The organism is Pseudomonas glycinis (assembly GCF_054871425.1).
The window spans coordinates 318,928-342,740 of the sequence record NZ_JBTYHF010000001.1 but is presented as its reverse complement, the minus strand read 5'-3'; the positions used below and the strand labels follow the sequence as shown (position 1 = coordinate 342,740).

The 23,813-nt window shown below is 58.5% G+C and carries 22 protein-coding genes and 4 tRNA genes; 16 read left to right on the top strand and 10 right to left on the bottom strand.

Annotation, left to right across the window (positions count from 1 at the left end; genetic code table 11):
* The first annotated feature begins 23 nt into the window (after nucleotides 1-23).
* From ACYSTU_RS01560 to ACYSTU_RS01540, 5 genes are all read left to right on the top strand, one after another.
* Nucleotides 24-1,265 carry an aspartate kinase gene (locus ACYSTU_RS01560; RefSeq protein WP_016773595.1) on the top strand — a complete coding sequence of 414 codons (1,242 nt, stop codon included), beginning with the start codon at nucleotides 24-26 and terminating at the stop codon, nucleotides 1,263-1,265.
* Between the two features lie 187 nt (nucleotides 1,266-1,452).
* A complete protein-coding gene (gene csrA / locus ACYSTU_RS01555; RefSeq protein ID WP_002554426.1) occupies nucleotides 1,453-1,641 on the top strand; it encodes a carbon storage regulator CsrA in 189 nt (62 codons plus the stop codon).
* A gap of 62 nt (nucleotides 1,642-1,703) precedes the next feature.
* Nucleotides 1,704-1,794: transfer RNA gene (locus ACYSTU_RS01550), tRNA-Ser, on the top strand.
* A gap of 107 nt (nucleotides 1,795-1,901) precedes the next feature.
* Nucleotides 1,902-1,978: transfer RNA gene (locus ACYSTU_RS01545), tRNA-Arg, on the top strand.
* 72 nt (nucleotides 1,979-2,050) lie between these two features.
* Nucleotides 2,051-2,127 (top strand) — tRNA-Arg (locus tag ACYSTU_RS01540).
* Between the two features lie 19 nt (nucleotides 2,128-2,146).
* On the opposite strand, the gene ACYSTU_RS01535 is transcribed toward ACYSTU_RS01540, so the two are convergent.
* The gene (locus ACYSTU_RS01535; RefSeq protein ID WP_264365644.1) at nucleotides 2,147-2,659 is read right to left on the bottom strand and encodes a cell envelope protein SmpA; all 513 of its coding nucleotides are present in this window, start codon (nucleotides 2,657-2,659) and stop codon (nucleotides 2,147-2,149) included.
* A gap of 321 nt (nucleotides 2,660-2,980) precedes the next feature.
* On the opposite strand from ACYSTU_RS01535, the gene mgtE reads away from it, so the two are divergent.
* The gene (gene mgtE, locus ACYSTU_RS01530; protein WP_016773597.1) at nucleotides 2,981-4,423 is read left to right on the top strand and encodes a magnesium transporter; all 1,443 of its coding nucleotides are present in this window, start codon (nucleotides 2,981-2,983) and stop codon (nucleotides 4,421-4,423) included.
* A 254-nt stretch (nucleotides 4,424-4,677) separates the two neighbouring features.
* Here the strand turns inward: mgtE and ACYSTU_RS01525 are convergent, their stop codons facing one another.
* Nucleotides 4,678-5,004, bottom strand: coding sequence for an Arc family DNA-binding protein (locus ACYSTU_RS01525; RefSeq protein ID WP_003178899.1), 327 nt, complete (start codon nucleotides 5,002-5,004; stop codon nucleotides 4,678-4,680).
* A gap of 388 nt (nucleotides 5,005-5,392) precedes the next feature.
* Here ACYSTU_RS01525 and phnN point away from each other — a divergent pair, with 388 nt between their 5' ends.
* On the top strand, nucleotides 5,393-5,962 hold the full coding sequence (phnN, locus tag ACYSTU_RS01520) for a phosphonate metabolism protein/1,5-bisphosphokinase (PRPP-forming) PhnN (RefSeq protein WP_498995330.1): 570 nt from the start codon (nucleotides 5,393-5,395) through the stop codon (nucleotides 5,960-5,962).
* Here the strand turns inward: phnN and ACYSTU_RS01515 are convergent.
* A complete protein-coding gene (locus tag ACYSTU_RS01515) occupies nucleotides 5,937-6,116 on the bottom strand; it encodes a PA3371 family protein (RefSeq protein WP_016773599.1) in 180 nt (59 codons plus the stop codon). The genes phnN and ACYSTU_RS01515 overlap by 26 nt on opposite strands.
* A gap of 20 nt (nucleotides 6,117-6,136) precedes the next feature.
* Nucleotides 6,137-6,370, bottom strand: a complete 234-nt coding sequence (locus ACYSTU_RS01510) for a hypothetical protein (RefSeq protein ID WP_122612073.1) — start codon at nucleotides 6,368-6,370, stop codon at nucleotides 6,137-6,139.
* 297 nt (nucleotides 6,371-6,667) lie between these two features.
* Here ACYSTU_RS01510 and ACYSTU_RS01505 point away from each other — a divergent pair.
* Nucleotides 6,668-6,744: transfer RNA gene (locus ACYSTU_RS01505), tRNA-Arg, on the top strand.
* Nucleotides 6,745-6,818: 74 nt separating this feature from the next.
* Here ACYSTU_RS01505 and ACYSTU_RS01500 read toward each other — a convergent pair.
* On the bottom strand, nucleotides 6,819-10,955 hold the full coding sequence (locus tag ACYSTU_RS01500; protein WP_498995324.1) for a CheR family methyltransferase: 4,137 nt from the start codon (nucleotides 10,953-10,955) through the stop codon (nucleotides 6,819-6,821).
* A 184-nt stretch (nucleotides 10,956-11,139) separates the two neighbouring features.
* Nucleotides 11,140-12,456 (bottom strand): lysozyme inhibitor LprI family protein, encoded by a 1,317-nt coding sequence (locus ACYSTU_RS01495; protein ID WP_498995322.1) that lies wholly within the window; start codon nucleotides 12,454-12,456, stop codon nucleotides 11,140-11,142.
* A 253-nt stretch (nucleotides 12,457-12,709) separates the two neighbouring features.
* Here ACYSTU_RS01495 and ACYSTU_RS01490 point away from each other — a divergent pair, with 253 nt between their 5' ends.
* The 4 genes from ACYSTU_RS01490 to ACYSTU_RS01475 all read left to right on the top strand — a co-directional run bounded on the left by ACYSTU_RS01490 (nucleotide 12,710) and on the right by ACYSTU_RS01475 (nucleotide 18,009).
* The gene (locus ACYSTU_RS01490) at nucleotides 12,710-14,314 is read left to right on the top strand and encodes a tetratricopeptide repeat-containing response regulator (protein WP_125926492.1); all 1,605 of its coding nucleotides are present in this window, start codon (nucleotides 12,710-12,712) and stop codon (nucleotides 14,312-14,314) included.
* Nucleotides 14,311-15,003, top strand: a complete 693-nt coding sequence (locus tag ACYSTU_RS01485) for a sensor histidine kinase (RefSeq protein ID WP_016773604.1) — start codon at nucleotides 14,311-14,313, stop codon at nucleotides 15,001-15,003. The genes ACYSTU_RS01490 and ACYSTU_RS01485 overlap by 4 nt, the downstream gene beginning before the upstream one ends.
* A 306-nt stretch (nucleotides 15,004-15,309) precedes the next feature.
* Entirely contained in the window at nucleotides 15,310-16,551 is a 1,242-nt protein-coding gene (locus ACYSTU_RS01480) for a glutamine synthetase family protein (protein WP_498996172.1), read from the top strand.
* A 69-nt stretch (nucleotides 16,552-16,620) separates the two neighbouring features.
* Complete coding sequence (locus ACYSTU_RS01475; protein WP_095181571.1) at nucleotides 16,621-18,009, top strand: MFS transporter; 1,389 nt, start codon at nucleotides 16,621-16,623, stop codon at nucleotides 18,007-18,009.
* A gap of 73 nt (nucleotides 18,010-18,082) precedes the next feature.
* Here ACYSTU_RS01475 and ACYSTU_RS01470 read toward each other — a convergent pair whose 3' ends face one another.
* The 4 genes from ACYSTU_RS01470 to flgA all read right to left on the bottom strand — a co-directional run bounded on the left by ACYSTU_RS01470 (nucleotide 18,083) and on the right by flgA (nucleotide 20,688).
* Complete coding sequence (locus ACYSTU_RS01470; protein WP_016773607.1) at nucleotides 18,083-18,829, bottom strand: flagellar brake protein; 747 nt, start codon at nucleotides 18,827-18,829, stop codon at nucleotides 18,083-18,085.
* 92 nt (nucleotides 18,830-18,921) lie between these two features.
* Complete coding sequence (locus tag ACYSTU_RS01465) at nucleotides 18,922-19,389, bottom strand: flagella synthesis protein FlgN (protein ID WP_016773608.1); 468 nt, start codon at nucleotides 19,387-19,389, stop codon at nucleotides 18,922-18,924.
* A 48-nt stretch (nucleotides 19,390-19,437) separates the two neighbouring features.
* Nucleotides 19,438-19,764: a flagellar biosynthesis anti-sigma factor FlgM gene (gene flgM, locus ACYSTU_RS01460; protein WP_016773609.1), complete on the bottom strand. Its 327-nt coding sequence runs from the start codon at nucleotides 19,762-19,764 to the stop codon at nucleotides 19,438-19,440.
* Nucleotides 19,765-19,926: 162 nt separating this feature from the next.
* On the bottom strand, nucleotides 19,927-20,688 hold the full coding sequence (flgA, locus tag ACYSTU_RS01455; protein WP_073472167.1) for a flagellar basal body P-ring formation chaperone FlgA: 762 nt from the start codon (nucleotides 20,686-20,688) through the stop codon (nucleotides 19,927-19,929).
* 82 nt (nucleotides 20,689-20,770) lie between these two features.
* Here flgA and ACYSTU_RS01450 point away from each other — a divergent pair, with 82 nt between their 5' ends.
* The 4 genes from ACYSTU_RS01450 (at nucleotide 20,771) to flgC (ending at nucleotide 23,798) form a co-directional block, all read left to right on the top strand.
* Complete coding sequence (locus tag ACYSTU_RS01450; RefSeq protein ID WP_016773611.1) at nucleotides 20,771-21,703, top strand: chemotaxis protein CheV; 933 nt, start codon at nucleotides 20,771-20,773, stop codon at nucleotides 21,701-21,703.
* Between the two features lie 46 nt (nucleotides 21,704-21,749).
* Nucleotides 21,750-22,577 carry a protein-glutamate O-methyltransferase CheR gene (gene cheR, locus ACYSTU_RS01445; RefSeq protein WP_016773612.1) on the top strand — a complete coding sequence of 276 codons (828 nt, stop codon included), beginning with the start codon at nucleotides 21,750-21,752 and terminating at the stop codon, nucleotides 22,575-22,577.
* A gap of 363 nt (nucleotides 22,578-22,940) precedes the next feature.
* Nucleotides 22,941-23,351, top strand: coding sequence for a flagellar basal body rod protein FlgB (gene flgB, locus ACYSTU_RS01440; RefSeq protein ID WP_016773613.1), 411 nt, complete (start codon nucleotides 22,941-22,943; stop codon nucleotides 23,349-23,351).
* 3 nt (nucleotides 23,352-23,354) lie between these two features.
* On the top strand, nucleotides 23,355-23,798 hold the full coding sequence (gene flgC / locus ACYSTU_RS01435) for a flagellar basal body rod protein FlgC (protein ID WP_016773614.1): 444 nt from the start codon (nucleotides 23,355-23,357) through the stop codon (nucleotides 23,796-23,798).
* Nucleotides 23,799-23,813: the final 15 nt, after the last annotated feature.

Sequence of the window (23,813 nt, the reverse complement as noted above, 5' to 3'; positions counted from 1 at the left end):
TCATGGGCAGAGGCGGCTTTGAAATGGCTTTGATCGTACAGAAATTTGGAGGCACCTCGGTCGGCACTGTCGAGAGAATCGAGCAGGTCGCCGACAAGGTTAAGAAATTCCGCGATGCCGGCGATGACCTGGTGGTTGTGCTGTCTGCAATGAGCGGCGAAACCAACCGTCTGATCGATCTGGCCAAGCAAATCAGTGGCGAGGCACAACCGGTTCCGCGCGAGCTGGACGTGATCGTGTCCACCGGTGAGCAGGTGACGATTGCCCTGTTGGCCATGGCGCTGATCAAGCGCGGTGTGCCGGCGGTGTCGTACACCGGTAATCAGGTACGGATCCTGACTGACAGTGCGCACAATAAAGCGCGTATCTTGCAGATTGATGACCAGAAGATTCGCGGTGATCTGAAGGCTGGCCGTGTGGTGGTTGTCGCCGGTTTCCAGGGCGTCGATGAGCACGGCAACATCACCACCCTCGGTCGCGGCGGTTCCGATACCACCGGTGTTGCACTGGCGGCGGCCTTGAAGGCGGATGAATGCCAGATCTACACCGACGTCGACGGTGTCTACACCACCGACCCGCGTGTGGTGCCGGTCGCTCAGCGTCTGGACAAGATCACCTTCGAAGAGATGCTGGAAATGGCCAGCCTCGGTTCCAAGGTGCTGCAGATCCGTGCGGTGGAATTCGCCGGCAAGTACAACGTTCCGCTGCGCGTACTGCACAGCTTCAAGGAGGGTCCGGGTACCCTCATTACTATTGATGAAGAGGAAACCATGGAACAGCCGATCATTTCCGGCATCGCTTTCAACCGCGATGAAGCCAAGCTGACCATCCGTGGCGTGCCAGACACCCCGGGCGTGGCGTTCAAGATTCTCGGCCCGATCAGTGCCGCGAACATCGAAGTCGACATGATCGTGCAGAACGTCGCGCACGATAACACCACCGACTTCACCTTCACCGTGCACCGCAACGATTACCAGGCTGCACAGACCGTGCTGGAAAACACCGCTCGCGAGATCGGTGCCCGTGAAGTGGTCGGCGACACCAAGATTGCCAAGGTCTCGATCGTCGGCGTCGGCATGCGTTCCCACGCAGGCGTGGCCAGCCGCATGTTCGAATCCCTGGCGAAAGAAAGCATCAACATCCAGATGATCTCGACTTCGGAAATCAAGGTGTCCGTAGTGATCGAAGAGAAGTACCTGGAACTGGCCGTGCGCGCGCTGCACACGGCTTTCGAACTGGATGCTCCGGCCCGTCAGGGCGAGTAATCCGCTTCTGTGAAGGGCGCGGTCTGACCGCGCCCTTTATTTTTGAATGGCGCGAGCCCCGGAACTGTTCTTTTGCTCGCGCTGGTCAATACTCAGGCATGTAGGGCTACGATCGCTGCGGTTGTAGGTCGGGTGCCTTTTTTTTGCAGACTGTTGTCCCTGAAATGAATGGCGTAAGGAGAAAGGTATGCTGATTCTGACTCGTCGGTGCGCGGAAAGCCTGATTATCGGTGACGGCGAAATCACCGTGACCGTGCTCGGCGTCAAAGGAAACCAGGTGCGTATCGGCGTCAACGCTCCGAAAGAGGTTGCGGTGCACCGTGAGGAAATTTACCTGCGTATAAAGAAAGAGAAGGACGAAGAACCAAGCCATTAATTTTTATCGATTTTTATGTTTGCAAACGGGGAAGAAGCTGGTTAATATACGCCCCGTGTTGCGGAGAGCTGGCCGAGTGGCCGAAGGCGCTCCCCTGCTAAGGGAGTACACCTCAAAAGGGTGTCGGGGGTTCGAATCCCCCGTTCTCCGCCATTATTTGCTTAGTACGTCGTAATCTGGCTTCTTCTGTAAGTTGTTGAAATTACTAGAAAAAGTGTTTGACATAGAGATTAGACGGCCTATAATGCGCGGCAACAAATGCACTCGTAGCTCAGCTGGATAGAGTACTCGGCTACGAACCGAGCGGTCACAGGTTCGAATCCTGTCGAGTGCACCATTTAAGAGTTATTTGCTGTAAGGTGAGTAACTCGGCTTCAGCCAGTTGTGGTCTGGTTTAAAAACACAAAATGCACTCGTAGCTCAGCTGGATAGAGTACTCGGCTACGAACCGAGCGGTCACAGGTTCGAATCCTGTCGAGTGCACCATATACCAAAAAGCCCGCGTTTAACGCGGGCTTTTTGCTGTCCGGGGTTTGGCTTTTCCCTTCACACAGCCTCTTTCATCAAAATCAATTTGAGCACTGCGGCCTCGCTTGAGGTCGTAACGATAGCTCGTGGTCGACGTGCGCGTGTTGATCTTGTCGGGCTTGCCCAGTGCACTTTCGACGTCCCGCTGGCTCATGCCGGCAATCACTCGCCGATTGATGATCGCTTCGCGCCGCTGCCTGTTATCGATCAGGTTTCCACATTTGTGTTCGGTGCCACCGACGATGCCCGGTTCGCGCCCGCTGTCTTTCATGCCGGAAACGGCTTCGTGATTGAACTCCGGCATGATTGCGACCCAGCCGGGTGAATACGGGTGGACCTCCTGAATTGTGAGTTGCTCGCCAGTTGCGCAGCTCATCGACGTAAACGTGACGCTGCCGTCAGCGGCCTGGCAACGATGAAGTGTGGTGGCGTGGGCAGGCGTGATGTGGAGCAGGGCGGTCAGTAGAAGAAGCGCTGGTTTTGCTGGCATTCGATGTCCTCCGTGACGATCTACGCTCAAGGGTAGTCGCTGCTTTTTGCGTTGCCGGTGTGTTTTCTTTTCAAGATGAGTCGTCGCATTTGCACGGGTCAGGCAGGTGCTCAGGTTTGTTTCGCAAGCGCTTGTTTCAGCCGTGATTTTTTCAACGTTTTAAACCGTCAGGCGTGTATCATTGCGCCCGTCAGCCCCGCCGGGGCTTATGGAAAACCTCCATGGACTTACCCAGTAGTTGTTCAGTAAACCGTTTCACCAATCATGAATTGACTGATTGATCCTTCCGGCGTGCCCCGCTGCTGGGAGTGGAGTTCGCCTATGTCCGAAATCGAAGTAAAGAAAACACAGGAAAGCCTGCAGGACCGCCTGGCTCAGGTCGTCGAGTTGCTGCAGCGCCAACGTGTCGTTGAAGACCTGACTCATCGCCAGGAAGGTCCGCACCACGACCGTGTGGAAAACCTGGTTCACCGGCAGAACCTCGTCGAGCTGCAACGCAAGCTCGATGATCTGCACTCCGCCGACGTTGCCTACATTCTTGAAGCCTTGCCGCTGGACGATCGTCTGACGCTCTGGCAACTGGTCAAGGCCGATCGCGACGGCGACATTCTTCTTGAAGTATCCGATTCCGTCCGTGAGACGCTGATCGCCGACATGGACGATCACGAGCTCCTGGCTGCGGCCAAGGACATGGACGCCGACGAACTCGCTGACCTGGCCTCCGAGCTGCCGCGCGACGTTGTCCATGAGCTGATGGAAAGTCTGGATAACCAGCAGCGCGAACGCGTGCGCTCGGCCCTGTCCTATGATGAGGATCAGGTCGGTGCGCTGATGGACTTCGAGATGGTGACGATCCGTGAGGACGTCAGCCTTGAAGTGGTTCTGCGTTATCTGCGTCGCCTCAAAGAGCTTCCCGGCCATACCGACAAACTGTTCGTGGTCGATTACGACGGCGTGCTCAAAGGCGTGCTGCCGATCAAGCGTCTGCTGGTCAACGATCCGGAGAAGCAGGTCGCCGAAGTCATGGCCAGCGATCCGGTCAGTTTCCATCCGGACGAAGACGCTTACGACGCCGCTCAGGCATTCGAGCGTTACGACTTGATCTCGGCGCCGGTGGTCGACAAGAACGGCAAGCTGATCGGCCGTCTGACCATCGATGAAATGGTCGACCTGATCCGTGAGGAAAGCGAAAGCGAAGTCCTCAACATGGCCGGTCTGCGCGAAGAGGAAGATATCTTCGCCTCGGTGTGGAAATCCCTGCGTAACCGTTGGGCGTGGCTGGCGGTGAACCTGATCACTGCATTTGTCGCATCGCGGGTGATCGGTCTGTTCGAAGGTTCGATCGAGAAGCTCGTGGCACTGGCGGCGCTGATGCCGATCGTCGCGGGTATCGGTGGCAACTCCGGTAACCAGACCATCACCATGATCGTGCGCGCCATGGCGCTGGATCAGGTCAGCACCGGCAACACCTCGCGCTTGATGCGCAAAGAGCTGGCGGTCGGTTTGATCAACGGTCTGGTCTGGGGCGGGGTGATCGGTGTGGTCGCGTACATGCTCTACGGCAGTTGGTCACTCGGCGTAGTCATGACGGCGGCGATGACGCTCAATCTGTTGCTGGCGGCGTTGATGGGCGTGTTGATCCCGATGACGCTGGCGAAAATGGGTCGCGATCCGGCGATGGGCGCCAGTGTGATGATCACCGCAATGACCGACAGCGGTGGCTTCTTCATCTTCCTCGGATTGGCGACCATTTTCCTGCTCTGACCTTGTGCAATGAAAAGCCCGTCAAATCGACGGGCTTTTTTGTGCCTGCCAAACAGATATGAGCGCAAGTACAAGTAACCGTGGCGAGGGGATTTATCCCCGCTGGACTGCGCAGCAGTCCCATTGTTTTTGGGGCTGTCATGCAGCCCAGCGGGGATAAATCCCCTCGCCACTCAATTGCCAAGCGGCCATCTGTCATATTGCGGGCAAAAAAAAGCCAGCAATCATGCTGGCTTCAATATGCTCGGTATAACTCAGGACGCGTCAGCGGCCATTTCTGCGTCGTGTGCGATCAGCGACACCAGGGCGTTCTGCTGACGGTGCGACAGCTGACGGAAGCGTTGCAACAGCTCGCGCTCGTGCAGCGACAGCTCCGGGCTGTCCAGGCGCATGCTCAGCTCTTCGCCCAGTGCGCCTTCCTGAATAAGACTCTGCTCAAGGCGCGCAATGATCTCGGAGTTCATGCTGCGATGATGATTGCGAGCCACCTCGGCAATGCGTTCACGCATTCCGTCTGGCAGACGTACGACAAACTTGTCAGCCGTACGGCTGGAATAAATTGCCTGTTTCAATGGGCGCATATATTTAACCGGTTAGTTCAGGGGAGCGGTTCTCGGGATTGGCCGCAGGATGTGTGGTAGGACAAGCATCCGGACCAATTGGTTCAACCTGAATTGTTAAGAGGCCGGCATCATGCCTCAAAATTGCCAGATCATTGGCGTCAATTCTGTGACAAATATTGAGCCGGGTAAAGGCGTAATGCCAGCACCGGTTGTCAGAAATGCGGACTGGTTGGAAAACTTTCCATCCTTCCGTATCGCTGCCCGCTTTCGCATGCACATCTGTTGATGTCCGAAGACCTCAGAACGTGCATGCTATGCGGCTCGCTATTCTTGATCCCTATGTGTACAGGATAGTGGCAATTTGCCGATTTACTAGAGGCAGGACCCGTCGGAGGGCGTTTTCGGGATGGATGGCAAGCTTTTTTACCTGATGGGGCCGTCCGGTTCGGGCAAGGACAGCCTGATCGATGCATCGCGTGAGCCACTGCGGGTGTTGAACTGTGAAGTAATGCGTCGGGTGATTACCCGCTCGGCGGAGTCCGTCGGCGAAGATGCAATTGGCGTGACCCCTGAAGAATTCGAACGGCGACAGCACGCCGGGGCTTTCTCCTTGGCCTGGCAAGCCAACGGCCTCTCCTACGGCATTCCAAGGGAAATGGATGAATGGTTGCAAGCGGGCCGGCACGTACTGGTTAACGGGTCAAGAGCGAACCTGCGTCAAGCAATGGAGAAGTATCCAACCCTGGTGCCGATTCTGCTGACAGTCAACGATGAGGTCCTGCGCAAGCGCTTGCTCAGCCGTGGTCGGGAGAACCCTGAGCAAATCGATGCGAGGCTGGCTCGCAATGCGTTGTTCAAAGACCGAAGATCCAGCGACAGCCCCGTTCATCAGATCGACAACTCTGTTGACCTTGCTATCGCGGTCTCTTCGTTATTGGAGTTAGTTCGGCTCAACGCAGAACCGGATCGAACTTGATCTTGCGCCCTGCAATCAGCGCCAGCACAAACAGCACCGCAAACACGCCACAGCCAACCAGAGGCAAGGTGACTTCCGTCTCCTCGAACAGCGCCAGATGGGTAACGCCACTCAGTAAAGCGAGGATCAGAAATCCCGTCGCTGATTTGGACATGTTGTACTCCTGAAGATATTTCAAAAAACCAGACGTTCGGTGGTTGGCGCCGAGGCTAGCTCAGGCTCGCTGACCATTTGTGTAGAAGCGTCGCTGCGATCACTCAACACGGCCCACTGCGGCGCTTTCTGCACTTGCAAGTAATGCGGCATGCGCTGCGCCACTGGCTGCTCAACGTCAGCCTTGGGAAAAAAATGTGATCCGAGCAAGACAGCCAGAGCCGCTGCGTTTGCAAGCAAGAGGGTGCTGTTCATGGCACGACGCTCCAAATTGTTCTTTTTGATAGAACAGGCATAGCAGTCGCCGTGCCAACAGTGTAACGGCTGATAAGTCCTTTAAAAACAAGGGGTTGGTATGTTTTTTCCGGCGACGCTGATTGCAATCTGCAATGACCGCATTTCCGCGCAGTGCAAATTGCCCGGTAAAAGTTCCCGCAATCTTCCAGGGCGCTTGCCTACACTTAAAAAGCCCTACGGACGACATGACAAAACAGGGGCCGGCCGTTAACATGCACGCCGTCTGTCGCGCCGCATCGGCCCGCGTCAATCAGTGTCTCAGTAGCTCAATTGGATAGAGCATCCCCCTCCTAAGGGGAAGGTTGCAGGTTCGAACCCCGCCTGGGACACCACCTCTTCAAAAACCAAAAGCCCCGTCGCACTTACTCGTGCGGCGGGGCTTTTTGCGTTGGAGCGCTGGCGAGCTTTACAGCAACTCCGAACGGCGCAACGCCTCGATGGTTTCAATCAGGTCGTCGTACGCCACCGGTTTGCCCAGATGCTGATCGAACCCGGCTTCACGGGACTTCTGCATGTCGCTCTGAGTGCCATAACCGGTGAGGGCGATCGCTGGTACGTTTTTCACCAGCGGCAGTTTGCGCAGGGCAGTCATCAGTTCATAGCCGGTCATGACCGGCATGCCGAGGTCGGAGATGATCAGATCGTAGCGCGTGCTCTCAGCGGCTTTCAGCGCTGCCACGGGATGGTCGAAGGCCGTCACTTCGGCATCTTCCATTTCCAGGAGCATTTTCAAGGTCTCCAGCACTTCCGGCGAGTCGTCGACCAGCAGAATGCTCAAGCCCGCCAGCTTGCCCGACTCCGGTTCTGCCGAGGGCTGCTCCGCGGTTTCTACGGTTTCGGTCGCCAGCGGCAGGCATACGGTGAACGTGCACCCGGCGCCCAGGCCCGGTGAGGCGACCCGTACTGTGCCGTGTTGCGCCTCGGTCAGTTGCCGTACCAGCGACAAGCCAATGCCCAGTCCTTCGCGTTGATGATTGGTGTGCTGCTTTTCCGCCTGGCCGAACAGGTCGAACACGTGTTCGAGATTTTCCGCTGCGATACCGACGCCATTGTCCCTGACGTTGAGTTGAGCCATTTGCCCGCTTCTGCTGGCAATCAATTCGATGCGTCCGGTCGGCGGGGTGAATTTCAGCGCGTTGTTCACCAGATTCCAGATGATCTGTTCGACGCGGGTCGGATCGGCATGGATGAACAGCGACTCTTCGGGCAGTTGCAGGTCGATGTGGGTTGCATGCTGTTCATTCAGCACGACCGTGTGGATGTCACGCAGCACGGCGCTCAGGTCGACGCGGGCCAGTTGCAGCTTGAGCTTGCCGGTGCGTACGCGAGCCACGTCGAGCAAGTCGTCGATGATCCGCGCCTGGCTGTTGACGGCATCGCAGATGGTATTGACCGCTTTGGTCGCCGGGCCGGCAGTACGGATCATCGGCAGGCGCCGCAGCAGTTCGGCGTTGAGCTGAATCAGATTCAACGGATGCTTGAGTTCGTGGGACATGACCGCAAAGAACTCGTCGCGCAACGACACCGTGTTGCGTGTCTGGGCCAGTTCCTTGCTTTGCTCGTCCTGCGCGCGTTTATGCCCGGTCAGGTCGCGGGCAATCTTCACATAACCCTGCAAGTAGTCGCCGCTGAGCAACGTGACCTCGCCGCTGCAGAAGAAACGGCTGCCATCCTTGCGCACATGCCAGCGCTCATCCTCCGAGCGCCCGTGCTGGCGGGCGGTGGACAGTTCACTTTCAGCCATGCCGGCAGCACGGTCTTCGGCTGTGAAGATGAAATCGTAGTACTGACCTTCGGCCTCGTTTTTGCTGTGGCCAAAGATCAGTTCAGCGCCTGTGTTCCAACTGGTGATCGCACCCATTTCATCGAGGATGATAATCGCGTAATCACGCGTACTCTCAGCGACCAGTCGCATGCGTTCTTCGCCCAGGCGCAGCTCTTCCTCGGCTTCGCGGCGTTTGCTGATGTCGATGAAGGTCAACACGGTGCCGTCGATGTGGTCTTCGCTGGAGCGATAAGGCAGCAAGCGGGCGATGTACCAGCGGTTATCGGTACTGCTGACCTCGCGTTCGATCATGTTCAGCGACTCGAACACCTGCGCCGCGTCCTCGGTCATCGCCGGGTAATTCAGACGATGGGTGATATCCAGCAGTGAACGGCCAGTGTCTACCGGCAGCATGCTGAAGATGTCGGTAGCGCGCGGCGTGAACCATTTGATGCGCATGCTGCGATCGACGAACACCGTAGCAATGTCAGTAGAAGCGATCAGATTGGTCAGATAATCGTTGATCTTGTCGGTTTCTTCGACTTTGGTCTTCAGTTCGTAATTGACCGTCAACAGCTCCTCATTGATTGACTGCAACTCTTCCTTGCTGGTCTCGAGCTCTTCGGTGGCCGAGCGCAGTTCTTCGTTGATCGCCTGCATCTCCTCGTTGGAAGCCTTGAGCTCTTCGCTGGAGATTTCCGACTGTTCGATGGTGTCCTGCAAATGCAATTTGGTGCGTTGCAGCTCACGTTCCAGATTCGAGAGCACTTGGCTTTCAGTCTGCAGCACCGTGGTCAGCGCCTGCTCGTGCGCGTCGATCTCCGTTTCATCGAAGGTCACCAGCACGCACTCGCTGTCGAAGTCGTCGTCCTTGTACGGCTGCGCAATCAGCGTGATGCGGTACTGACGCTCCTCGCGCTTGAGCAGCACTTCACGCGAGCGCACGGTGAGGTTGCTTTGCTGCACCTGGAACAGCGTCGTGCGGATTTCCAGGCGCAGTTCCGGCAGGATCAGCGTCAGCAAGTTGCGTGACAGCTCGCCGCCGACATGCCGCAGGAAGCGCCCGGCGGCTTCGCTCATGTGAAGGATATCGGCGTTGGTGTCGACGATGATGCTCGGCGGGGCGAAGCGTTCTATGGCGCGGCGGTGGATATCGGCAAACGACAGCTTGACGGGCTCGATGGCTTTCGATGGCGGTCGGGAAACGCTGGTGCGCATGTAACCGCCACGCGGCATGGTCGGGGTGCGGCGGCTGTTCGCGGTACCGGTCTTGGCGCGGAAGATGCGGTTGCGCTTGTCCACGGGCGCGAACAGTTCGTGGCAGGCATCGGCGCTTTCCGAAGTGCCGAGAAACAGGAAACCACCCGGTCGCAGGGCGAAGTGGAACATCTGCAGGATTTCCCGCTGCACCTCGCGATCCAGGTAAATCAGCAGATTGCGGCAAACGATCAGGTCGATCTGCGAGAACGGCGGATCGGACAACAGGCTGTGCTTGGCGAACAGCACTTTCTCGCGGATTTCCTTGCGAATCCGGTAATGCTCATTGTCCTTGACGAAATAATGCCGAAGGCGTGTTGGCGGTACGTCGGTGACGATGGCTTGCGGATAGGTGCCGGCGCGGCCAGTGGTGATCGCGCGTTCGTCGATATCGGTGGCGAACACTTGCAGGTTGGCCTTGCTGCTTTGTACCTGCATCTGATCATCGAGCAGGATCGCCAGGCTGTAGGCTTCTTCGCCGGTCGAGCAGCCGGCAGACCAGATGCGCAGTTCTTCTTTTTCCGACGAGTCGGCAACCGATTGCACCAGTTGCGGCAGCACATCGCGCTCAAGGGCTTCGAAGGCTTCGCGGTCACGGAAGAAGTTGGTCACGCCGATCAGCATATCGCCGAGCAGGGCCTTGGATTCTTCCGGGGTATTTTGCAGGTAGTCGTAATAGGCGCCGAGGTCAGACTGGCTGGTGACCTGCATGCGCCGCTCGATGCGGCGCAGCACGGTGGCGCGCTTGTAGTGTTTGAAATCGTGACCGGTGCTGCTGCGCAGGTACAACAGGATTTCATGCAGGCGTTGTTCGGCGATCGACGCTTCGTGTTCGTTTGCAGGCTTCAAGGCTTTCAAGTCGGGATCATTGGCGCTGGGTAATTTGATGTTCTGAGAGTTGCGCCACAGCTCCATCAGTTTCTGCGGCATCTCGACCACTGGCAGTATCAGATCGACCATGCGCGTCTCGATGGCGGCACGCGGCATGCCGTCGAACTCGGCGTCTTCCGGCACTTGCACCAGCGTCACGCCACCCTGTTCCTTGATTCGCGACAAGCCCACCGCACCATCGGAACCGGTGCCTGAAAGCACCAGGCAAAAAGCCCGCTCGCGATGCACATCGGCCAGATCGCGGAAGAACAGGTCGATGGCAGTGTGGCGCGCTTGCGGTGAGCCAGCGGGGCTGACGCGCAGGTAGCCGTCATTCATCGTCAGCGAGTGCGCCGGAGAAATCACGTACACGCAGTTCTTTTCGATCGGCACCGGCTGCGTCACTTGCAGCACCGGCATGCGCGTCGATTCCTGAATGATCTGGTCGGCGATGCTCTGGTGATCGGGCGACAGGTGCAAAATGATCACGAACGCCATGCCACTGTCCTTCGGCATATGCTCGAAAAACAGCTTGGTCGCTTGCAGGCCGCCCGCCGAGGCGCCGATGCCCACCACGGGGAAATTCAGGTGGCTGGGTGTCAGGTCCTTGCGTTCGGGCGCAGAGGGCGAGGCAGGGGTTTTCGAGGTCATCACTTCGGCCTTTTTTGTGGCGTTACAAGCGTATCGCGGACGTCCGGGGGCGCAGGTAATTGAGCAGAATAAACCTCATTTGCGAATCTGCCTGCACTTTTGAAGGACAAATGTGCTGTCTGTGTTTTTGACATCCGGTGATTGGCAACCGTGCCGATTAATTTTCCGGCGTGATGATCGGTGGTCAGTCGTCGTTGATTTCGACTTTGCCAAGGCTCCCACTGACCTCGGTTACATGCCGACGGCCGAAGACTTCGTAGGTAGTCCCGCTGGCCTCTACGCCCGGCTTGCGCACGGCCAGTTGGGCGAATAACCCAGTCTTTTCGCTGTAACTGCCGAACCAGTCAATCAGCGCCCCGATGTAGCAGTCGCCGCCGATCATTACCGGCAAATCGGTGATCTTTTCGATGGTGTAGTGCCCTGGACCGTAGCTGTAGTAATCGTCTTCGCCGGCGCCCGTCGGAGGAATGGGGCAAAGGGGCGCGTCAGGGTTTGAGCCCGATGCGACTTTCATTGCCTGAGTGATGGCGTGGTCGAGTGCCGCGCGCAAATCCGCTTCGAGCGCATAGGTGCTGGTGCCGTCTTCCGTATGTTGCGTGGTTGACACTTGCAGGGAGTAAGCGTAACGCACGGACACCGTCGGTACCTGATGGTTGATCTTCAGCGGATTGAGCAGGTACAGATTATCGACACCATAGGCGCCGTTTCGGTAAGCGGCATAAATTCTGTCGTGAAGCCTGATCCAGCTGATTGCCTGATTAGCGCCACGGTCGTTGGTGTAGAACAGCGAGCTTTCCGGCTCGACCGATCTTTTGACGAACCGCTCGCCCGTGCGGCGCCAGGTTTCCACGTAGGTGAACAAGCCGGTGCCGCCTGCGTATGTGTCGACGATAAGGTCGCGCTGGCCATCATTGTCCAGATCCAGCAGTGCGTAAGAAGTCCGTCCGGTCTCGGCGGCGCCTCCGATGCTTGAGGCTTTCAATGCTTGCCACTCATCCTCGCTCACGCCTTTGGGACGCGACTTGGGGAAGTTGGTTTGCTCGCCGTAACTGTCGACTGGATCGCCCGCGAACGATGTTTGCGAAGACTCCAAAGCCCGTGCGGCCAAGGCATGTTCCAGCGCAAATTCCGGGTGGTTTTTGCTCTCGGCACGAATGCTTTCCTGCAGATCGTTCATCGCCTGAAGATCCACGGCGTCCGGCTGCCACATTGCGGCTTGCGTCCACTGTGCCTGCAATGCTTGCAGGCGCTGGCGGTAGCTGCCATCCAGGCAAGCGACATCGACTGCGCAGGCATTGCGGGTTTTTAGCCAGGCGCGCTGGGTGCGCTTGAGCTCAGGTTGCGTCGCTGTGGCAGATGTCATCAGTTGGCGATACAGCGTGCCCATCTGCGCGTCGAGCTCATAAAGCGGTTTATTCGCGCAAATCGTGTTTTCCACGTCGTTCGCCGCTTTGGTGCAGTCCATTGCCGCCGCACTCATTGGCTGGATAAACAGCAGCAAAAAGGCCGACAGGATGTAGCGTCCCTTGATGTACACGATTCAGTCCCTATGAAAATCCTTGAGCAGGCGCGCAGAGTAATACTCCAGGCAACATTCTTGAAGCACCACCCTCAGGCCCGGGCATTTTTGGCCGATAACCCGAACGGTGAGTTCAGACTCCAGCGAAATCGCTTGATGGCGCATGGCCTCCAGCTATCATCTGCGCGCCTGAAATCGCCTCGGTTCGTTTTCTTCAATTGCCTGGAAATCTTCGATGTCGTCGTATCACCAAAAAAGCTTTCTGATCGTCGATGATTTTTCCGATTTCCGCAGTTCCGTGCGTTCGATGTTGCGTGAGCTCGGCGTCAAGGATGTCGATACTGCCGACACTGGCGAGCAGGCGCTGAAGATGTGCTCGCAGAAGTCCTACGATTTCATTCTTCAGGACTTCCACCTCGGCGACGGCAAGAAGAACGGCCAGCAGGTGCTCGAAGACCTGATGTCGGAAAAGCTCATCAGCCACGAAGCCGTTTTCGTCATGGTCACCGCCGAAACCAGTCAGGCGATGGTGCTCAGTGCGCTGGAGCATGAGCCGGATGCGTACCTGACCAAGCCGTTCAACCGTTCCGGGCTGGCCCAGCGCCTTGAGCGTCTGGAGCAACGCAAGACGTTGCTCAAACCGATTCTGCAAGCCCTTGATCGCGGTAAGCCGGTCGAGGTGCTCAATGCCTGTATTGCCCTGTGCAAACAGGACATCCGCTATTCGCCGCTGTGCCTGCGTTACCGCGCCGATGCGCTGCGCGACATGAACCAGAACGAAGCGCTGGAGCGGCTCTACGACGGCATCATTGCCGACCGGCCGTTGCCGTGGGCCTTCGCTGGATTGGGCAAGTTGCTGTTCAAGCGCGGGCAGGTAACGCAGGCCAAGGAAGTTTATGAAAAAGCCTTGAAAGTCTTTCCGATGATGCCGGCGCTGTATGACGGCATGGCCGATGTGCTGGTGGCCGAAGGCGACAGCAAAGGCGCGCAGCGGGTGCTGGAAGAAGCGATTCGTCTGTCGCCGCTGGCGGTGCGCCGCCAGGCTTTGCTCGGCAAATTGGCCATGGCCAACGAAGATTTCGAAACCGCCTCGCGCGCTTATCGTCAGGCCGTGGCGCAGGGCGCGCAGTCGCGTTTCAAGGACCCGGAAAGCAATCTCGGCCTGGCTCATGCGCTGATCAGCAAGGGCAGCGATCGCGGCCTCGACACGCGCACGCGGCTGGAGATCAACACCACCCTCAGCGCCGTGGCCAAGGAGAACCCGAGCGATCCCGGCCTGCAAATTCGCGCGCGGCTGATGAAAGCCACCAGCCTGTTGCTCAACGACGCTGAAACCGCCGACAAGCTCACCGAACAAGCGCTGATGCGCCTCGATGGCATGGAGCAATTCATGAGCCCCGAGGCGGCGTTGCTGGTGGCCAAGCAGTTGCAGATGCTCGGTCAGGCCGAGGCGGGCACTTCGATGCTCAAGAGCTGCGCGGAGATCTACGGGGATGACCCGGCGGTGATGAAAGACATTGCCAAGCTCACCGACGATCCGACCATTCTCAGCTCGAGCAACGCTGCGGCCGATCTCAACCGCCAGGGCGTGCGCGTGTACAAGACCGGCAATCTGGTCGAGGCCCGCGAGGTGTTCCGCAAGGCGCTCAAGCTGCAACCGAAAAACATCAGTATTGCGCTGAACCTGGCCCAGTCGCTGCTGCACGGCACCGACACCAGTATGCCGTCGGCGGAGCTGGAAGAATGTCGGGCCTGCCTGAAACTGGTGGGCCTGATGCCCGACACCGACGCGCGGTTTGCGCGTTATCAGAAGCTGAAAAGCAAGGCGTTTGGCGAATGAACCCAATTGATCCGGCGCTGGATTTTTCCACGGTGATTGCCTCCACCGTCCACGACATGAAGAACTCCCTGGCCATGCTGATGCAGGCGCACAGCCAATGGCTGGCGCGTCTGCCGAAAGAGCTGCGCGACGGCTCGGAGCAGGGCGTGATCGACTTCGAGTTCGCCCACCTCAACGGCATGCTGGTGCAGTTGCTCGGGCTGTACAAACTCGGCGTGAATCAGTTGCCGCTCCAGCCGGCCTATCACGAACTCGACGATTTCATCGAGGCGCAACTGGCCGCGCATCAGGAAGTGTTTGCCAGTCGCGGCATCATCGCCACCTATGAAGTCGATCCGTTGAGCCCGCTGGGTTTCTTCGATCGCGAGCTGATCGCCTCGGTGCTCGGTAACTGCATCAACAATGCGATCCGTTACGCCCGCGAGTCGCTGCTGATTACCGTCAGCGACGAAGCCGGGCAACTGGTGCTGAGCATCAACGACGACGGCGACGGCTATCCAGCAGAGATGCTTGAGCGTCAGGCCGATTATGTCCAGGGCATCAATCACAGCAGCGGCAGCACCGGCCTCGGTCTGTATTTCGCCAATCGCATCGCCGCGCTGCATCAGCGCAACGGCGTGGAAGGGCGCACCGAAATCAGCAATGGCGGGCCGTTGGGTGGTGGGGTATTCAGCCTCTACCTGCCCTAGGTCTGGTGTAGGAGCTGCCGAAGGCTGCGATCTTTTGATTTTAAAAAGCAAGATCAAAAGATCGCAGCCTCGTTGCACTCGTCAGCTCCTACGGCTCCTGCACAAGATGGGGATTTTTGTGGGCGCTGCTTGATATTCCGAACAGCCGCAGCCTATTTTGTCCGGGTCGCCGTTCGCGGCTCGCACAACAACAAGGATTGCGTCATGACAACCGATGGCCAGGGTTCACTCGCGCAGCGATTGACCGGCATTGATGAGATTGAATGTGTCACCCCGGATCTGAACGGTGTGCCACGGGGCAAGGTGATGACCGCCGAGGGTTTTCTCGAAGGGCGGCGTTTGCAGTTGGCGCGGGGTGTGCTGCTGCAATGCATCATGGGCGGCTATCCGCCGGCGCGGTTCTACGGCAGCGATGACGGCGATCTGGCGCTGGTTGCCGATCCTGCGCAGATTCACCGTTTGCCCTGGAGCGACGAGCCGCGCGCCATGGCGATTTGCGACGCCGACGAACTGAGCGGGGAGAGCTCCAGTCTCTCGACCCGTGGCCAGCTCAAAGCGGTCATCGCCCGTTACGCCGCGCACGGTCTGGCGCCGGTGGTGGCGACCGAACTGGAATTTTTTGTCTTCGCACCGAACACCGATCCGACTCAGCCGTTCCGTCCGCCGGTCGGCCTCGACGGCCGTCGCGAGGACGGCCAGTCGGCGTTCAGCGTCAGTTCCAACAACGGTCTGCGGCCGTTCTTCAGCGAAGTGTATAAATGCATGGCCGCCCTCGGCCTGCCGCGCGACACCTTCATGCATGAAATGGGCGTCAGCCAGTTCGAGATCAATCTGCTGCACGGCGACCCGCTGCTGCTGGCCGATCAGACGTTCCTGTTCAAGCACCTGCTCAAGGAGGTCGCGCTCAAGCATGGCCTGAGCGTGGTGTGCATGGCCAAACCGCTGGCGCATACGCCGGGCAGCTCGATGCATATTCACCAGAGTATCGTTGAAATCGGCAGTGGCAAGAATGTCTTCACTGACTCGAACGGCGAGCCGACGTCGATGTTCCGCCACTTCATCGGCGGGCAACAGGCAGGCCTCGCCGATTTCACCGCACTGTTTGCGCCTAACGTGAATTCCTATCAGCGCCTGTGTCATCCGTACGCGTCGCCGAACAATGCCTGTTGGTCCCATGATAATCGCGCCGCCGGCTTGCGTATTCCCGCCAGCTCGCCGGTCGCACGTCGGGTCGAAAATCGTCTGCCGGGCGCCGACGCCAACCCTTATCTGGCCATCGCCGCCAGTCTGGCTGCGGGTTTGCATGGCATCGAACAGGAACTGGAGCCGAGCGCGGCAATCCAGGGTGAGTTCGCCGTGCCGGATAATCTGGCCTTGTCGTGTACCTTGCACGCCGCGCTGGAGCGTCTGAAACGTAGCCAGTTGGCGAGGGAACTGTTCGGGTCGGAGTTCATCGAAGGCTACATCGCTTCGAAGACCATGGAGTTGACCAGCTTCTTTGATGAAATCACTCCCTGGGAGCGCCGTGTGCTGGCCGCCCAGGCCTGACGTATCGCTGCTGCCGGGCTGTCGTTCTGACCGCCCGGTATTTACTGCAAGGAGCCGCTCGGAACGCCGATGCGCCAAATCTGGAAATCCTTTCGAGCGCTGTATTTCGCCTCGCTGATGATGTTGATCGGCTCAGGCCTTCTTTCTACTTATCTGGCTTTGCGTCTGGCTGCCGACAATGTCGACGGGCTGTGGGTCGGTGCGCTGATGGCGGCCAACTATTTCGGTCTGGTGCTGGGCGGCAAGATCGGCCATCGCCTGATTGCCCGGGTCGGGCATATCCGTGCCTACTCGGCGTGTGCCGGGATCGTCGGCGCGGCGGTGCTCGGCCATGGACTGGTGGACTGGCTGCCGGCGTGGCTGGTGCTGCGGACGATCGTCGGTCTGGGCATGATGTGTCAGTACATGGTCATCGAGAGCTGGCTCAACGAGCAGGCAGATGCCAATCAACGCGGCCTGGTGTTCAGCGGTTACATGATCGCCTCGTACCTGGGCCTGGTGCTGGGCCAGCTGATTCTGGTCATGCACCCCGGCCTCGGCCTGGAGCTGCTGATGCTGGTCGCGCTGTGCTTTGCCCTGTGTCTGGTGCCGGTGACGTTGACCCGACGGATTCACCCGGCGCCTCTGCACCCCGCGCCGATGGAGCCGCGCTTCTTTATCAAGCGCGTGCCGCAATCGCTGAGCACGGTGCTCGGCGCCGGTCTGATCATCGGTTCGTTCTACGGTCTGGCGCCGCTGTATGCATCGCAACAGGGGCTGACGACCGAGCAGGTCGGTCTGTTCATGGGTAGCTGCATTTTTGCCGGTCTGCTGGTGCAGTGGCCGTTGGGCTGGTTGTCCGACCGTTATGACCGCGCGCTGCTGATACGCTGCTTTGCCGGGTTTCTGGCGGTGGCGGCGTTGCCGTTGGCGATCATGCCGCAGGTGCCGCTGGAGGTGTTGTTCGTCGTTGGTTTCTTCTGTTCGCTGGTGCAGTTCTGCCTGTATCCGCTGGCGGTGGCGTTCTCCAATGACCACGTCGAAGGCGATCGCCGCGTGTCGCTGACCGCCATGCTGCTGGTGACTTATGGTGTTGGCGCGAGCATCGGGCCGCTGCTCGCGGGCGTGCTGATGAAGTTTCTCGGCAGTCAGAGCCTGTATGCGTTCTTCAGTTTCTTCGCGTTGGTGCTGGTCTGGCGGATTCGTCCGAAAGCGGTCACCAACCTGCACCAGGTCGACGACGCACCGCTGCATCACGTGGCAATGCCGGACAGCATGTCGAGCTCGCCGCTGGTGGCGGCGCTTGACCCGCGTGTCGATGAGCAGGTGGTGCAGGAGCAGATGGTCCAAGACCCGGCGCCGGTCACTCCTGAGCCTGAGCCTGAGCCCGAAGCGCAGCCGGAAGCAGTCGTTGAAACCGAACTGGACAGCGGCAATGACGATAAGCCTGCGCCGGATATCAGTGGTGGCAGGCCCTGAATCGAAGGTAAACATCGGCGCATAAAAAAGGGCAGTCCTGTGCGGGACTGCCCTTTTTATTGGTCACTGCGACTCAGAGATCGTCTTTGTCGAAACGCCGTGCTTCACGCTGCAACTGGTAAACGAAACGCTCGACGTTGCGCGCAGCCTGGCCACTGATGTTGTGGAAGCGCAGACCGGCGAAGGTGATGTTGAGTTTTTCTTCGAAATGCAGATAGCGCAGTTCGACCGATGTTGGCTGGTTGCCGAACAGCGGCGGGGCGATCAGGCGATCGTAGACCTGGCCCAGTTGCAGGCGATCAGTGATGTCGCCTTCGAAGCGGAACTTGCAACCGGTCGCAGAAATATCCAGCAGCTTGCCCTGCAGAGGAACCTTGAGCTTTTCGCCGCCCAGTTCAACGCTGACCAGATCGGTGAGCTTCAACGCAGCGCGGAAGGCGTTACGGCGCTGGTGATAGACCACTTCGCTCGGCAGGTCGCCGGTGTAGAAACGGTCGCCGTCGGATTCTTCGATGTTCAGCGTGCCGTTGCATTCCCAGGCGATGCGCACGCCGTCATGAAAGCCTTCGACCTTGAACGGTTCGCCAGCCTGGAGGAAGCGCTCGCCATCGCGTGGAATCATTTCATCCAGCGCAATCGTTGCGGTTTCGCGGTCGACCTTGATCAGGTAACTCTGAAAACGCTGGCTGCGTTCATGGAAGGTGATGATCAGCGGATCGTGGCTGTCTTGCAGCTGGCGCAGGTTGCTGGAGATTTCCAGTGGCGTGGTGAGCACCTTCGGAGGCTGCGGAGCATCATCCGCGCTTAGGGTGTTGGACACGGTTCTTCAATCTCCAGACAAAATAAGACTACGACTGGCCAGTATTTTGCCAGCATGTTGCGCAAGTGGATAGTGCAGGGCCAGCGAATGGCTCATGCCTGGCTGAGCGTTCGCGGCTTGACCGGTTTGGCAAAGGTCCCGCTGGCGTCGTACAGCGCTGGCGGCTCACCGCCGGTGAGAATCTTCAGCTGGTTGGCCGTAGTCGCCTGCTGGATCTGGATCGACTGGCCGTTCTTGATGTTGGCCGCCTGGCATTGGGCGATCAGCGCGGTCAGGGCGTCGCCCTGGGTCAGCAACTGGTCGCCAATGCTGGACTGGCTGGCCAGTTGCTCAAGACCTGTGCGATCAGTCGGCAGGTTGAGGCTGGCGAGGATTTCGCTGCGCTTGCGGCCATGCTGCTCGAGCAGAATGATCAACGCTTGCTTGGTCGCCAGAATTTCTTCCAGCAACGGCATGTCGCGACCATGCAAAGCGAGGGATTCGGTTTGCAATAACTCCAGCAATTGTTGCGCTGGAGCAAAGTCGTCGTTGATCAGTTGCAATAAGTTAGTGTCGTGCATGGCTGGCCTTGGGGTTTAAGCGTCCAAAAGCCTGGCGCCGGCAAAAGCCTAGCGCTGGGCTTCGAAGTTGAGCAGTTTGCTGGCTACACGGTTGCTGTCGACTTTATAGCTGCCATCGGCAATCGCGGCTTTCAACTCGGCCACACGGGCTTTGTCGACAGCAGGCTGATCGCGCAGCTTGTCAGTGACCTTCTGCAACTGTTGAGCCTCATTGCTGAGGTGTACCGACTCCCCGCTTTTGGCGACATTGGCCTGTTCGGCCTGGGTATTCAGCGGCGCGGAGGGGCTGTTTTCAGCGCTTTCCTTGGCGTTGCTGGTACGTGTGCTGCCGGTTAGTGACGAGGAACTGTTCAATCGGTTGAAATCGATAACCATGATAAAAAACCTCTGGGAATTTGGACGCTTGCCATGTTTTCGGCTATCCCCTGAAAAACTTTAGGCCCAATCAACCATAAGCTTGCATGCGCCGTTGCGAGACCTGCTGCGGCACAGTTTAGGGAAGCGACGGGATCGGCGCCAGTTTTCTCCACGAGGCTTTTACATGGCCACTTCGACCTGTCCCGGCGCAATCACCTGCGCCTTGATAACTCTTTGAGAATTAAGGTTTTTTACTCGAATCTGTTCTTTCATGCCGCCATTGGAAAGCGCTTCCCCCGGCATGCGTACGGCAAGGGTGCCGCTGCGCGCAGTGATCACCACCTGGTCACCCTTGCGCACCACTTCGGCCTGTTCCAGATGCACCAGGGTGATGACCTGATCGGCGACCGTTGGTCGGGTAAGTTTCTGCCCGATCGCTTCGTCGACGGAAGTCAGGAAACCCTGGTTGATCGTGCTGACGTCGCGCTCGCGCAAGGTCACATCCTGCGGCTCGATAATGCCGGCGCGTTTCAGCGGACGAGTGGTCGTCACGATCTCGCGAAACAGGCGGACTTGAGCGGGTACGAACACCGTCCAGGGCGAACTGCCTTCGCAGCGAACCTTCACCGTGACGCGGCCCAGCGGGCGTGCCGGGCTCTCCAGCGTGGCTGTCAATTCCTTGTCGCACATGGGCATGCGCATGCGCGGGTCGAGCTGGTTGACTTCGATTTCGTAGCGGCCTTCGGTTTGACTGGAAGCCAAATAGTCTTCTACGGTGAATTCAAGAAAGCCCTGAGTCACGCCGATAAGCATATCAGGCAAGGTAACCGCATCTGCATGGGCAGGACTGCCAGCAAGCAAGCAGCAAACGGCGGACACCGCGCAAAGCCCTTTGCGAAGGGAGGATGTCAGGCGTCGGGAAAATGTCGTTTGAGCGTTCATACGAGTTAAAAAGCAAGCGCCGTGCCGTTTAGCAATGAATGTGCGTCGCAACAACACTTGGCGTTGGTGTAGGAGTCTGGGCATGGCTGGTGTAATGGATTCGGTGAACCAGCGCACGCAACTGGTAGGGCAGAATCGCCTCGAGCTGCTGTTGTTCCGTCTCGACGGGCCGCAGCTCTACGGGATCAACGTGTTCAAGGTACGGGAAGTGTTGCAATGCCCGTCCCTGACGTTGATGCCCAAATCCAGTCCTGTCGTGTGCGGGGTAGCGAATATACGGGGAGCGACCATTCCGATCCTGGATCTGGCAATGGCAACGGGCTCCGGTGCGTTGAAAGACAAGAACAGTCCGTTCGTGATCATCACGGAGTACAACACCAAGACCCAGGGTTTCCTGGTCCGCTCGGTGGAGCGCATCGTCAACATGAACTGGGAAGAGATCCATCCGCCACCCAAGGGTACCGGCCGCGATCACTACCTGACGGCTGTGACCCGGGTCGACAACCAGTTGGTCGAAATCATCGACGTCGAGAAGGTGCTGGCCGAAGTGGCGCCGACGCCGGAAGCGATTTCGGTGGGCGTGGTCGATGTCGAGACGCAGACCAAGGCGTTGTCGCTGCGGGTGCTGACGGTCGATGACTCGTCGGTGGCGCGCAAGCAGGTCACGCGTTGTCTGCAGACCATCGGTGTCGAAGTGGTGGCGCTGAACGACGGCAAGCAGGCGCTGGATTACCTGCGCAAGCTGGTCGACGAGGGCAAGAAGCCGGAAGAAGAGTTCCTGATGATGATTTCCGACATCGAGATGCCGGAGATGGACGGGTACACCCTGACGGCGGAAATACGCGGCGACGCACGCATGCAAAAGCTCCATATCATCCTGCATACTTCGTTGTCGGGGGTATTCAATCAGGCGATGGTCAAGAAAGTCGGTGCTGATGACTTCCTCGCCAAATTCCGTCCTGATGACCTCGCATCCCGGGTAGTCGACCGGATCAAAGCAGCAGATATCAGCTAGGGGCCTTCTGCCCCTGGCGGTCAACACGATTTAAGAGGCGGCATCATTGTCTACGGGTAATTTGGATTTCGAACAGTTCCGGGTCTTCCTGGAAAAAGCCTGTGGCATTCTGCTCGGTGAAAACAAGCAGTATCTGGTCTCGAGCCGTCTCAACAAACTGATGGAGCAGCAAGGCATCAAGTCCCTGGGTGAGCTGGTACAGCGCATCCAGACCCAGCCGCGCAGCGGTTTGCGCGAGCAGGTGGTCGATGCCATGACGACTAACGAAACCCTGTGGTTTCGCGACACCTATCCGTTTGAAGTCTTGAAGAACAAGGTACTGCCGGAAGCGATCAAGGCCAGCCCCAACCAGCGTCTGCGGATCTGGTCGGCGGCCTGCTCGTCGGGACAGGAACCGTACTCGCTGTCGATGTCGATCGACGAGTTCGAGCGCAGCAACCTGGGTCAGTTGAAGATGGGTGTGCAGATCGTTGCCACCGATCTGTCGGGCCTGATGCTCAATAACTGCAAGACCGGCGAGTATGACAGCCTGGCGATCGGTCGCGGTCTGTCGCCGGAACGCCTGCAACGCTACTTCGACCCGAAAGGGCCGGGGCGCTGGGTGGTCAAGGCGCCGATCAAGAGCCGGGTGGAATTCCGGTCGTTCAACCTGCTCGACAGCTACGCGGCGCTGGGCAAGTTCGACATCGTGTTCTGCCGCAACGTGCTGATCTACTTCTCTGCCGAAGTGAAGAAGGACATCCTGTTGCGCATTCACAGCACGTTGAAGCCGGGCGGGTACCTGTTCCTTGGCGCTTCGGAAGCGCTGAACGGATTGCCGGATCATTACCAGATGGTTCAGTGCAGCCCGGGGATTATTTACAAGGCGAAATAAGCGGTTTGCGCTGATACAAAAAACGGGAGGCCCGCAAAGGCCTGCCGTTTTTTTATGCCCGAATTATTTTCCACGAGCCCCCTGTGGGAGCGAGCCTGCTCGCGAAAGCGGTCTGTCCGTAAGACAGTTGACGCCTGACACGCCCCCTTCGCGAGCAGGCTCGCTCCCACTGGGATCTGCGTTGACCTAGGCAAGGACGGCAAGCGGCAGAAAAGCGGCATCCGGCGGTAACCGGTTGCCGCTTTTCTGGCATTGCCGCTTAGCCTGTTCGGCGCAAAGCCCCGGAATACGGGGCTTTGTTCATTTGGCACGGCGCTTGCTAAAGCTCAGATACGAAAAACCGGTCACCTGAAGGTTCCCGACATGAGCATCAGCTTCGACAAAGCGCTGGGCATTCACGAAAAGGCATTGGGCTTCCGCGCCCAGCGTGCCGAAGTGCTGGCCAACAACATCGCCAACGCCGACACCCCGAACTACAAGGCGCGGGATCTGGATTTCTCCAAAGTGCTCGAAGCACAGACCGAGAAGACCAAGACCGGCGGCCACTTTGCCCTGAACATGACCAACAGCCGGCACATCGAGGCTGAAGGTCTGGGCAATGGCGACGAGTCGCTGATGTATCGCACGCCGATGCAGCCTTCGATCGACCAGAACACCGTCGACGCTCAACTGGAACAGTCGAACTACGCGGAGAACGCCGTCGGCTTCCAGGCCAGCTTCACCTTGCTCAACAGCAAATTCAAAGGGCTGGTGTCAGCCCTGCGCGGAGAATAATCCATGTCCCTGTCCAGCGTTTTCAACATTGCCGGCAGCGGCATGAGCGCGCAGACCACACGCCTGAACACCGTGGCGTCGAACATCGCCAACGCCGAAACCGTTTCGTCGAGCATCGACCAGACCTACCGCGCGCGCCATCCGGTGTTCGCTACCATGTTTCAGGGCGGCCAGGCCGGCGGCAGCAATTCGCTGTTCCAGAACCAGGACGCGGCCGGGCAGGGCGTGCAGGTGCTCGGCGTCGTCGAAGACCAGAGCAATCTTGAAGCGCGCTACGAGCCGAACCATCCGGCTGCCGACGCCAAGGGCTACGTCTACTACCCGAACGTCAACGTGGTGGAAGAAATGGCTGACATGATTTCTGCGAGCCGCTCGTTCCAGACCAACGCGGAAATGATGAACACCGCCAAAACCATGATGCAGAAGGTACTGACCCTGGGTCAGTAATAAGGGGCGACTGCC